The 11,356-nt window shown below is 66.9% G+C and carries 7 protein-coding genes; 1 reads left to right on the top strand and 6 read right to left on the bottom strand.

Features of this window, described 5'->3' with window-relative positions:
* Positions 1-163: 163 nt before the first annotated feature.
* From ACZ4TO_RS31435 to ACZ4TO_RS31420, 4 genes are all read right to left on the bottom strand, one after another.
* On the bottom strand, positions 164-1,696 hold the full coding sequence (locus ACZ4TO_RS31435; RefSeq protein WP_468026001.1) for a hypothetical protein: 1,533 nt from the start codon (positions 1,694-1,696) through the stop codon (positions 164-166).
* 70 nt (positions 1,697-1,766) lie between these two features.
* Positions 1,767-2,951: a DUF6236 family protein gene (locus ACZ4TO_RS31430; RefSeq protein ID WP_468026000.1), complete on the bottom strand. Its 1,185-nt coding sequence runs from the start codon at positions 2,949-2,951 to the stop codon at positions 1,767-1,769.
* A gap of 378 nt (positions 2,952-3,329) precedes the next feature.
* On the bottom strand, positions 3,330-3,515 hold the full coding sequence (locus ACZ4TO_RS31425; protein WP_468025999.1) for a DUF4259 domain-containing protein: 186 nt from the start codon (positions 3,513-3,515) through the stop codon (positions 3,330-3,332).
* 564 nt (positions 3,516-4,079) lie between these two features.
* Positions 4,080-4,277 carry a hypothetical protein gene (locus ACZ4TO_RS31420; protein WP_468025998.1) on the bottom strand — a complete coding sequence of 66 codons (198 nt, stop codon included), beginning with the start codon at positions 4,275-4,277 and terminating at the stop codon, positions 4,080-4,082.
* 122 nt (positions 4,278-4,399) lie between these two features.
* Between ACZ4TO_RS31420 and ACZ4TO_RS31415 the strand changes: the two genes are divergently transcribed.
* Positions 4,400-4,750 (top strand): hypothetical protein, encoded by a 351-nt coding sequence (locus ACZ4TO_RS31415; RefSeq protein ID WP_468025997.1) that lies wholly within the window; start codon positions 4,400-4,402, stop codon positions 4,748-4,750.
* On the opposite strand, the gene ACZ4TO_RS31410 is transcribed toward ACZ4TO_RS31415, so the two are convergent.
* Positions 4,738-6,072, bottom strand: a complete 1,335-nt coding sequence (locus tag ACZ4TO_RS31410; RefSeq protein WP_468025996.1) for a hypothetical protein — start codon at positions 6,070-6,072, stop codon at positions 4,738-4,740. The genes ACZ4TO_RS31415 and ACZ4TO_RS31410 overlap by 13 nt on opposite strands.
* Before the next feature lie 119 nt (positions 6,073-6,191).
* A complete protein-coding gene (locus tag ACZ4TO_RS31405) occupies positions 6,192-10,979 on the bottom strand; it encodes an RICIN domain-containing protein (RefSeq protein ID WP_468026144.1) in 4,788 nt (1,595 codons plus the stop codon).
* Positions 10,980-11,356 lie beyond the last annotated feature (377 nt).

The following is an 11,356-nucleotide window of genomic DNA, read 5'->3' as shown; positions in this document are numbered from 1 at the left end:
GCGGATGGTCCCGGGACCGATGACTGACCGCAACTCTGCTTCGCGCCTGCGGGGATTTCCTTGGTCAGCTTCTGCTTTCCGCGCCTCCGGGGGATGGTCGTCGGGCGTTCATAGGCGCGCCGGCAGCACGTCAACTGCTCCCGTGCCGAAGTAACTCTGGTTGTCAGGGCTGGGAACGACGAGCGATCAGGAGGATCTGATTGGAAGACGGTCGGTCAGGATTGGACTGAGAGTATGTAGTCAGGCTTAGCCAGGTCAGATGCAGAAGCCGAGTCGCTGCATGGTGCTCGTGGCCCGTCCTGCGCAGAACGGCGGTGGCGATCAGCAGAGCCGTACGGGTACAGGCCAGCGTTTGGGAGTTCGCGGGACTCGTTCGATTACGTAGCGCAGTCAGATGATCGAGGGAACCGTTCACGAGCTCGTGTACTGCCTCGAGCAATCCCTGATGGGGGCCACCGTTGTGTGATGGGGGAAGACGAAAGAGGGCTTGGCGCAGAAGGCTGGCCGGATCTTCTGATTCCCGCTGCGCCAAAAGGACGGAATTGGCTCCTTCGGTGGTCAGGAGAACGTCGAATCCATTGAGCACGGATGCTTGGCCTTGGGGTGAACGCGGCTTCCCAACGCTGAACAAGATACGGAAGGCCGCCAACAATATCTCCGTCCCTCCGGCGTTGCGCCGCTCTGTGTCGGAGCCAAGGGCGTGCGTCAGGTCGATGGCGAGGTCGAGGCCAAGATCGAGAGCGAAGGCCAAGTCGAGATCGGAGCCCGGGTCCAAGTCGAGATCGGAGCCCGGGTCCAGGTCGAGATCGGAGCCCGGGTCCAGGTCGAGATCGGAGCCCGGGTCCAGGTCGAGATCGGAGCCCCGCCCGTTGCTGGAGGCTCGGTCGAGGGACTTGGCGAGCGCTCGGTCGAGGTCACGGTCGAGGTTGAGGGATTCGGCGAGCACGCGGTAGAGGTCGTGGTTGTGCGATGGGGCGAGCGCTCGGTTGAGTTCACGGTCGAGGTGTCGAGCGTGGACGAGGTCGAGGTCGCGGGCGAGGTTAGGAGTGAGGGCGAGGTCGCGGGCATTGACGAGATCGAGGTTGCGCTCGAGGGCGCGGGCGAGTGCGACGGCGCGGTCGCGGGCGCCGGGCTGGGTGCCGTTGCCGGCGAGGTCGAGGGGTGTACCGAGATGGAAGTCGAAGACTCGGGCGAGGTCGTGGGCGAGTTTGAGGGCACGTGCGTTGGAGAGGTTGCTGGCGCGGGCATGAGCGCCGGGGCGGTCGAGGTCGAGGTTGACGTCAAGGGCGAGGCCGTGGTTGGGGGCGTGCGAAAGGCCGATTGTGCGGGCGAGGCCGCTGGCAAGGGTCAACACGCGAATGAGGTCGTACCTGTGGTCGAGGTCGGAGCTGTCGTAGGGGAAGGAAGCGAGGCTGTGCGTGCGCACGCGATTCAAGGCGCAAGCGAAGGCCAGCGAGGCGAGGTCGACGGTTCCCGATGTGAGCGCGCTGGCGAGGATCCTGGTCTGGACCTTGACCTGGGTGCGCTCCCTCGGTGAGATGCTCTGGAGCCGCGAGCTGAGCGTGGCTTGCCAGCGGTCACGTGCGGGCAGGAAGCGCAGTTCTTCCTTAGTGGAGGCGTAAGGCCAGGAGACTCCGGGCGGTTGATGGAGAAGGGTGCGCGTGCCGTTGCTGGTCCAGATGGTGTGGTGAGCCATGTTGTACATCCACAGCTTCCGCCGGAACGCGGAAGACTGAGGGTGGCGGAGGTTTGGTCGGTGTGCCCGGTCAGGCGAGCCGGGTGATCCTCCGTAGGAGGGACCGTGGCTGGAGGCCCCGTTGCACCGAGAGCAGGTAGGCGGCGGGATTCCCGGCTTTCAGTTCTTTGACCTGCTGTTTGTGCGTGTGGCGGGCGTTCACGACGGCGAGCGCCGCACCGATCGTTGTACCCACCGCAGGCTGGCCGAGCAAGCCGCCAGCGACCGCAGAACCCAAGGCGCCCACCACGGAAGGCATTTCGAATTTGACGTTGGCCAGACCGTACGCCGTGCTGAGGCCTTGTGCTTTCATTGCGTCGCGCAAGGTCCTCAAGGGAGCATGGAAACGGTCCTCTATTGCCATCCGCAGGTAGCGCTCACGCGCCACCGCCAGCGTCACCCCGGCGAGTTCCTGGCGCAGTTCGTCCACGGTCTGCGACAGGGCGGCGTTGAATGCGGCGAACTCGTCGCGGTGATTCTCCCGCAGCTTGACGATCTTCTCGACTGGTACGTTGTCCAGTCCGGCCGGCACGGCCAGGCGGACGGCCAACAGGCCGACCGCGTCGGCGAAGTCGTCCGGCCGGGCAGTCACTGCCGGTGCCGTGGTGCCGAGCAAGGTCTGGGCAACCCGGTCGGCATCCCAGCCGGCCGACGCCAGGTGCGCGTCGGGTTGGTCCGTCGTGGGCGTGTACCGGCCCTGGCGGGCGAGTACTTCGATGAACGCACACTTGTAGACCCAGGCGAGCCCCGCATCCATCGCCATCCAGCGACCGTCCGCGAGGGAACGCCGATCCTGAAGCCCCGGACTGCGCCGCACATCGGTTGCCAACCCGGAGTCCACGAGCGCCTCTCGCAGTTCGGGGGTGAACTCCTCCCAGTAGGCGGCTGCGACGCCTGGGCGTGCCGGTCCCGCGCCGTGGGTGCGCCTCGACCCGTGCCCGAACGAGGGCGGAGAGGCCGGATCGAAAGGATTCCTCGCACGGTGGTCCCAGTCGTCCCACGCCAGCGACACACCGTAGCCCGCAGCGTGTAAGGCCTCTGCATGACGGGTGAGGACTTCGAGGAACATGGGCGCCACCTGCCGAGCGGGTTCCGCTGGATTCACTGGCTGGATGAAACCGAGTTCTTCACTCAGGACGCGGGCGGTCCGCGAGTCCGACAACCGGTAGCCGTCCGGCACAACTCGCGCCAGTTCTCGCCAGTACAGAGCGGCCATCTACAGCCATCGCTCGTCGCGGAAGTGGATGAACGGGTAGTACAGACCGACTTGCGGCAGCATGACGACTCCTGATCGACGACCGCCCCCTCGGCAGTCCCGCCAGGGAACCGTAGTGGACCAAGGCACACGCGGAACACCGGCCGCAGTGACACCCGGACGCCGAGGAACGACCAGAGCCTGCTTATCAGCGAGCCGACCGCATTTACGATCATGAGTCCCCAGCGGAAGGCGACGTCCGCCCCCTCGCGAAGGTCAACCCCATCGGACGCGACTCCTTCACCGACAGACCTCCCTCTCTCGCTCCGACCCGGCTGGCGTCGCTCACGAGCATGGCTCCTGACTCAACTTCTGCGGCCCGTGACTGCAGGTCACCAGTTAGATCTCGAAGAGGACTTCCTCTTGTGGTGGGACCGGAGGGTCGAGGACATCGCGGAGGCGGGTGATGCCTTGACGCCATTTCGGCCCATCCGCGGTCTCACCCCACAGCTCGACGAGTTCAGAAAGCTCAGCGACTACTCGATTCAGGGCGTCGACGGCGAGCGTTCGAAGGTCTGCGGGCATCTCCGGCAGCGGCTCCGGTGGGCCGTAGTTCGTTGAGCACCCGGGCTCGCCGTCAGGGTGCTGCGCGACCACCAGGGGCCGCTGCGGCAACGGCTTGCTCGGCGACGGAGGTGTCCAGGTAGTCGGCAGGGCCGACAGCGCTCGTTCCCCTGTTTTCCCAACAGCGTTGCCACCGCGCCGTCCTGGCTTCTAGGGGCGGACTATCGTCTGTGGAGCGGGGCTTCGAGCTACTGAGGCTTCTACGGAGGCAGGCAGATCGCGCGAATCGAGCTTTATGTCGGAATCAATGAAAGTGCCCAGAAATCGACTACGGCTCGGGTAAAGCTGCAGGTCATTCAGCCTGCTCCCCGCACGCGCGGGGATGGCCCCACCCGGTGGTTTGTAGGCGAGTTGGGCCCCCAGCTGCTCCCCGCACCCGCGTGGATGGTCCCGGCTGCGCCCACGTCTGCAGGTCCTGCCAGCGCTACTTCCCGCACCCGCGGGGATGGTCCTCCCCGCATCCGTCTGTTTCTCCACCGGCTCATCTGCTACCCGCATGCGCCGGGATGGTTCGCCAGAGCCAGCTCAGTGGGTCGCCGCGGCTAGTGCGGCGGTGACGGCGCTGGCCAGTGTGAGGACGGTGGTGAACGTTGCGGCACCCCGCATGAAGGCGGCCGGGTAGGTGGCGCCGTCGATGCGGGCGAGAATCCCGGTCGTCATCGCGGCCAGCAGCGCCAGGGTGATCACAAGGGTGGTGATGAGGAGGACGAGGACGATGGTCATGGCAGGCTCCCATGGGCGAGCGGGATGTTGACACGACCGTTGTGCCGGTTTTGGAGTACGTCGGGGTTCGGATCGGACGATGATGAACGATTGCGGACACTGAGGTGTTGGGGGACTGCGGGGTGCACGGATACATGGGCCCGGATGAGGCGTTGGCGGAATTGAGGCGCCGTCTGCAGGATGGTCTGGCCGAAGCGCGTCTGGACAAGGCGCAGTTGGTCGCGCGGGTCGGCATCGCCCGTACCACGGTGTTTGCAGCGTTGAAGGACGGTGCCCCTGTTCCGACGGCCAGGACGGTGGCCGGGCTGGGGGCCGCCCTGAAACTGCCCGTCCCGGAACTGCTGGATCTTCAGCGTCAGTCCAGCCGGCGTGCAGAGACGGCAGCAGAGGATGCCTGCGGGCCGGGACAGCCGCTGACCGAGTGGGTGGGGCGGACATGCCCGCTCTCGCCGCCCGGTGGTCAGCCTTGCTGAACGAGGTGTTCCAGTTTCTCGGTGACGTGGTCCTCGCCGTAGCCGAACCGCCTGCCGAGTGCCTGGTAGTGGCTGTACTGCTCCAGAGTGAGAGACGGGGACACCTGGTCGAGCAACCGCAGCAATAGCCTGAATCCGAGGTCGGCATCCGTGTCGGTGACGACCTCCTCGACGGCGGCCAGCGCGTTCGCGCCGGGAATCGGTTCCCAGTGTGGGCTGATGACCGCATCCTTCAGGAGCGGTGCAGCCTCCCGGACGGCTTGTAGCACGGCGCTCCGCAGGTCGCTCCGGTCAAGTGGCTCGGCGGGGCGGTACTGGGAGGCGATCTTTCTCAGGCGCTCTTCACAGATGCCTTCGATCATCCGGAGCCAGTCCCGCGCGTTGATACCGAGGTGGTCGATGTTGTAGCCGCGGCCCGTGGCGGACAGCCACAGCACCTTGATCGTCTCGGTGCGCAGAGCGGAATGGCGCAGGCGGCGTGCGTCCGTGAGCAGCAGTGCCGCTGCCGAGCCCGGGGTCTGTGCACTGTCGTCGGCGGCTGCGGCATGGCGGACACGTTCGTGTGCGGTGCTCTCCTGCCAGTCTCCTTCGAACCACGACGTGAGAGCGGAGAGCCCGAAGTCGCCCGAGGCATCGCTGCGCGCCGTATCGATGGGGGGCCAGAGCACGTTCAGGCCGTCGTACACCAGCGGTCCGGGAAAGCCGAGGACGGTGTCCAAGGCCATGAGACGGTCGTACTGCTCCTTGCCGACCGGTACGTCGTAGGCCTTCAACACGCGCAGGAACAGCCGGAGTCCGAGGTCCCCGTCGCCGTGTCGGGCGATGGCCTCCAGCGACTCGGCGACCGAGCTGGCCGGCAGTGCGGCCTGGTCGCTGCTGGCAGCGCTTGAGTCGATCGCCATTGCCGATGCGCGGATCTCCGCGATGACTGCCGTACGTAGTTCCTCCTCCTTGATGTCCGGCCGGGCATCGCTGTGTCCGGGTGCGTTCCTGCGCTCGATCTGCGGCCAGCGCTCGGCGAGACGGCCCAGCCAGCCTCGGACGCCCGACTCGCACGCCGCCGGATCGAAGCGCCCGCGCGTGGCAGCGAGCCACGCGGTGCGGATGATGTCGTCCGGCAACGCGGAGTCCAGGAGACAGTGCACGTCGATGCCCAACTCGACCGCACCCTCGCCCTCGGCGGCAGTCGCGACTACGGACGCGAGGTGCAGTCTCTGTGCCTCGTCGGGCGATCCAGTCGTCTCGGACAGCTTTTCGGCGAGTGCGCTGAGGCCGAAGTCGCCTTCGTAGAGAATGCCGTACTGCTCACGCTGTCTCGCCATGGTGCTGTGTCCTGCCTTCGAGTGACGTTGGCGGGTGGGTCCGTCCCTTTGCGGGACGGACCCACCCGTGGTGGATTCAAGCCGTTCACACCGTGTGCCTGTTGGGGCGTTGGGTGCCTTTACTTGGGCAACGGATACGAATCGAACACGATGAAGCCGTCGTGGCCGTTCTTGCCCGGAAGCCTCTTTAGGACCACTCGCACCCCGTTCCCTGCGGCCTCAGCGGGGCCATTTGCCTTGTACACGGTGCCCAGCGATTCATACTTGGTCCACTTGCCGGTGATCACGAACTCGGTCTTTTGGGCCCACTGTCCCCGCTTGGCCAAGAAGTTGTCCAAGGCCGCGCGTCGGGCGGTGTTCTTTTTGCCGTTGGGGAAGAAGTACTGGGCGAGGGTCCGGTCCACGGCCTGCTGTGCAATGTCGGCGTTGGTCCACAGTGTGCTGATCGGGGCCAGCCCCTTGCGCAGGTTCTCCTCGGCGTCTTCGACAGCCCCTGCCGGGGAGCGCTCAACGTGCCTCGAAAGGGTGTGGGCACCCGATTCCGGGAAGAGCTTTTCATCGCTCAGACTCACACAGTTGTGGACCAGCAGATCCGCCGCGTGCGGACCCTCGGAGCGCACGTAGAACGTGTGCAGATCCTCGACGGTCAGGTCATAGACCCGCTCAGAGGCCATGCCGAGCCGGTCGTTCAGGACGGTCACGGTCCGCAGGGAGCCGTCGGCTGCCCGCAGCCTTTCCCCGACGCGCAGGTCGGACACGTGGACCCAGCCACGGTCAGCCACGTAGACACGGTGTCCGGTCGTGCTCGTCAGCGTGTTATCGCCGGCGAGGGTGATGTCGACCAGACGGTTCGTGTCATGCCGAAAGGTGTCGGTAACCGGCTCCGGTCGTGTCTTGCCGGAGCCAGGGTCGCTGGCCAGCACCAGGTCCCCGACGCGGACGTCTTCGATCGGTCTGCGTGTCCTGTCGGCCATCAGCACCTGCGTGCTGCCCGGGAAACTGTTGCGCGAGCACGAGGTCACAAGCTCCTCGTAGAGGTCGACCTCCCTCTCGATCGCCGCGACTGCCGCCGTGTCTATGCCCTCGATGGCCTTGAGCGCATTGAACGCTTCCCGGACGCCGATGCCGGTGACGAACGCGGCGTCCACGGCGCGCACTGCTTTCGCGATGGGTGCGATGAGCTTGCCGATGAACAGGCTTGCGACGTCCAGGGATGCCCAGGCGCATCCGGTCCAGCTGCCGCTCTGAAACCCGGAGGTGAACTTCTGGGCGCACTTGATCCAGCTGCCGAAGAGGATGTCGATGGGATCGACGCCGTCCTGCCACTCGGCGATCGTGATGGTGTGCGTGACCTCCTGGGACTGTTCGTCGGTTGTGATTTCGCCGAGATACGTTGTGGCCTCGGTCGGGCACATGAGCTTCTGCGGGTCGATGCCCTCGGCACTGCACAGGTACAGGTCGACAACGGCCTTGTACTTGATCTTCGAGGTGATCGTGCAGTTGCCCCTGTAGGCGAGGTGGTCCCACCAGTGGTCGCAGCCGCCGCTCTTGCTGATGACCTCCGGATTGCCGATCTTCTCGATGTGGTCGATGACGTGGAAGACGTTGCCGATCGAGTGGCCGTTCTCGTCGGGGACGGTTCCGTCGTTGATCTGCTTCGCCTTCTCCGCCTTTTCGGCCCTGTCGGCCGCTTCTTGGGCTTCCTCGGCGTATTTGTTGGCGTCCTTGGCCGCCTGTTCGGCTTCGGTCGCGGCTGTGTCGGCGCGAGTGGCGGCTGCTCGGGCGTCCTTGGCGTCCTCTTCGGCCTGGGCGGCCGCTGAGCGGGCGGCGGAGGCGTCGAGTTCGGCTGCGTCGGCGCTGTCGCGGGCGTCCTTGGCATAGCCCTCGGCATTGCCGGCTGCCGTGTCGGCGGCGTCTGCGTCGGTGGTCGCCTGCGTGTCGTAGTCGATGGTGCGGGCCAGTGAGGCCGCGGCGGATGAGGCGGCCTTGGCTGCGCCTGCTGCGTAGCCGAGGGCGTCCTTGGAGTAGGTGCGGGCGTCCGCCGCGTATCCGGCGGCGCCGGCCGCGTGCTGGTACGCCTCCTTGGAGTCGCCCTTGGCCTGGTCGGCGAGGTTCTTGGCGGCCTGGGCCTCGGCAGCAGCGTTCGTGGCGTGCGCCTCGGCGACCGCCTGCTGCTGGTCGGCGATCGACTTCGAGCCCTGTCCGGTCAGGACGACCAGGCCCGCGGCGGAGTCGGTGTCGACGTAGGCGGAGCCGAGCTGGATGGCGTCGTTGGCCGGGTCGGCGACCCGTTTGGCGGCTGCGCCGGCGTCGATGGCGGCCTGGGCGGTGACGTAGGCGTAGCCGGCGGCCTTCGCCGAGGCTGCGACTGCTTTGACGGCCTCCGCGCTGGCACCCTTGGCCTGGGTCTTGGCATCCTTGGCGTGCTGTTCGGCTTCATCGGCGAGCTTGACCGCGGCCTTGGCCTCGCCAGAGGCATCCTTGGAGGCCTTGATGGCATCGGCGACCGCGCTGGTGGAGGTCTTGACGGCCGCGTCGGCCTTCAGCTTGTCAGCCTGGGCGGCATCAGAGTCGGAGCGAGCGCGTTTGGCAGCGGCCTCGGCGCGGGTGGCCGCAGAATCCGCGTCGGCTGCCGCCTTGGTGGCGTCGTTAGCCTCGGAGCGAGCCTTGCCCGCGGCAGTTTCGGCGTCGTCGGCCGCCGCGTCCGCGTCGTTCGCAGCAGCCCGGGCCGCGGTCGCCGCGTCACCGGAATCCAGGGAGTCGGCGTAGGCGTCCTTGGCGTCGGCCTTGGCGCGGGCGGCGTCGGCTTTCTGCTCGGCGTCCCAGGCGTCGTCGCGCATGGACTTGGCGTGGTCCTTCGCCTTGACCGCGTCGTCGCGCCGGTCCCCGGCGGTCTTCTCCGCGGTCTCCGCCTTGTCCTTGGCGTCCTTCGCCTTCGTTGCCTCGGACTCGGCGTTCTTCCTGTGCTTGGCGGCTTCGGCCCGCTTGACGGCGGCCGTCTCCTTCTCCGCCTTGGCCGTCTTCTCCTCGGCCTCCGCCGCAAGCCGCTTGGCGTGCGCGTCGGCGGCCGCCGCCTTGGCGTCCCCCTCGGCCTTCAGTGCGTCGGCGAGCCTGGCCTGCGCGGTCTCCTTGTCCTTCTTGGCGTTGTCCCGGTGAACCTTGGCGGCGTCGGCTGCGGCCTTCGCCTGAAGCTCGGCCGTCTCGGCGGCCTTCTTGCGGAACTCCGCCTTCGACTGGGCGGCCTGTGCCAGCGCCCGCTGCGCGAGCGTCGCACTGTCCTCGGCGGAGGCACGGGTGGCAGCCTCGGCCGTCTCACCCGCCTTCACCAGCGCTGCGAGAGCGGCAGCGGCCCCCTTGGTGACCTGGTCCTTCTGCTGCCCGACCAGCAGACCACGCCCACGCGGCGCACCATTGGCGTCAGCAATACTGTAGGCGTCCTGGACAGCCGTGTCCGAGGTGGCCGAAGCCTTCTGCACGGCGGCCAGCTGGGCCTTCAGGACAGCGAGCTGCTTCTTCGCACCGGCCTGCGCCGCGGCGACACCGGCCTTCGCCTTGTCGAACTGCGCCTTGTCCGGGTAGTCCAGCTGTCCGGTGCCGTTGTGGCCGGACGGCTTGATGTCGAACTGCTGCGCGGCGCTGTCGTTGCAGGTGTAGAGCTTGGCGTCGTTGCCGTTGTCGAAGGTGTGCAGGTCCAGGCACTTGCCCGTGCCGACACTCTTCAGGCTGGTGGCGCCGCGCAGTTCGGACGCCCAGGTCTGCGACGTGGACTCCTTGCACGACGAGATCTGGATTTTCGTCCCGTTCGCCGTGTCGTTTCCGGCCACGTCCAGGCACTTGAGCGAGTTGACGTTCTGCAGGTGCAGCTTGTCCTCGCTGCCCAGGAGCACCCACTTCTGCGCTGCCGAGCCGTTGCAGGTGTAGACCTGGACCGGCGTGCCGTTGTCCTTCTTACCGCCCTGGACGTCGAGGCACTTGTCCTTCGCGGCGTGCACTTCGATGACGGTGGGGCTGTCGCCCACCCAGCCCAGACCGCCCGGCATCCAGTAGTCCTGCCACCGGGTGAGACGGTCGGCGCTCCAGGACTGGCCCAGCATGTCGCTCAAGGCCTTCGCACCCTTGGAAAGGGCGTTGACCGCGTCCTTGTTCGCGCCCAGGATCTGGTTGCGCTGCGCGGCCTGCGAAGTGACCTCCTGCTGCCACTCGCCGGCCGCTGTGGAGGTGATGTCGCCCAGCACGCCGTCCGGGTCGAGCGGATCCCGCCAGCCACACGCGGCGAAGCGGGACTTCACGTCCTCGACGGCTATGCGGTACTCCGCCGTGCCCGGCTGCGGCGCACTGTGCGGGAAACCACCGGAGGACAGAAAGAGACGGGCGTCGTCCGTGCCGGCGTTCGCCGCGGGACCCCCGTGCATCCACTGAAAAGCGCTGCGCTCGGCGAGCGCGCGGTTCCACTCCGCCTGCGTCGTTCCGGTGGGGTTGGGGTCCTTCCCGTAGAGGGGGTTGCCTATCTGGTCGACGGCCCTGAGGGTCGTGTCGTCAGCTTTCGGGGTGGCGTCGTCGTAGAAGTCGGAGTCGGTCTTCCAGAACCGGTCGGCGACCCAGGCGGACAGGCCGGTCTGGGAGTAGAAGCTTTTGTCGCCGTCGGGCGGCTGGTGGAAGTCGGTGTCGGTGAATCCGCCTGGAGTCGCGAGACCGTCCAGAGGCTTCTTCCACCCGTCGCGCTGAGAGGAAAGGGCGTCCATCTCCTTGCCCGCCGCGTTGCGGTCGTTGTTGTACGCGACGGCCAGCGGTGTCCGTTCCCAGTTCTTGCGGTCGGCCAGGACGTGGAGCTTGTCGGGCGCCTGGTTGAGGCCGTCCTGGGCGGTCGCGGCCATCGACGGGCCACCGAGACGCAGCACGTCGGCCATCAGGCACTGGTCTTGGCGCAGTTGCTCGGCAGTGGTGTCGTCGTACCAGGGATAGGAGTCGGCTACCGGCTCGCTGTTGGGCCTGATCGAGCCGGGCTGCACCGCGAGAGCGGCCAGAACGGCCAGCGCAGCCGCTGAGGTGACGGCGGAGGTGCGCTTCCGCGATCTTCGCGCCGCGGGTAGCCGGAACCATGGTCTGGGGTGCAAGAAGGCATCCCTTTCTGCGTTCTCTGGGGGGTACGAGCCCGAGGAACGGTCGAACGAAAGGGGAGCGATGATTCCGATCCTGAGGGTTGCTCAGAAGCACGCTGAACCAACCGCATCGATACATGCGCCAAGCCGTATGACGGCATGGCAAATAAACCCATCCCCGTGAG

Source organism: Streptomyces sp. NPDC028298, assembly GCF_055565895.1.
The sequence above is the reverse complement of the archived record's forward strand: the minus strand, read 5'-3'. Positions and strand labels throughout refer to the sequence as shown.

Coding starts and splice junctions, on each gene's coding strand:
- ACZ4TO_RS31430 (WP_468026000.1), bottom strand. CDS start 2,951: ATGGCCGCTCTGTACTGGCGAGAACTGGCGCGAGTTGTGCCGGACGGC.
- ACZ4TO_RS31405 (WP_468026144.1), bottom strand. CDS start 10,979: ATGGCCGACGTGCTGCGTCTCGGTGGCCCGTCGATGGCCGCGACCGCC.
- ACZ4TO_RS31410 (WP_468025996.1), bottom strand. CDS start 6,072: ATGGCGAGACAGCGTGAGCAGTACGGCATTCTCTACGAAGGCGACTTC.
- ACZ4TO_RS31425 (WP_468025999.1), bottom strand. CDS start 3,515: ATGCCCGCAGACCTTCGAACGCTCGCCGTCGACGCCCTGAATCGAGTA.
- ACZ4TO_RS31435 (WP_468026001.1), bottom strand. CDS start 1,696: ATGGCTCACCACACCATCTGGACCAGCAACGGCACGCGCACCCTTCTC.
- ACZ4TO_RS31420 (WP_468025998.1), bottom strand. CDS start 4,277: ATGACCATCGTCCTCGTCCTCCTCATCACCACCCTTGTGATCACCCTG.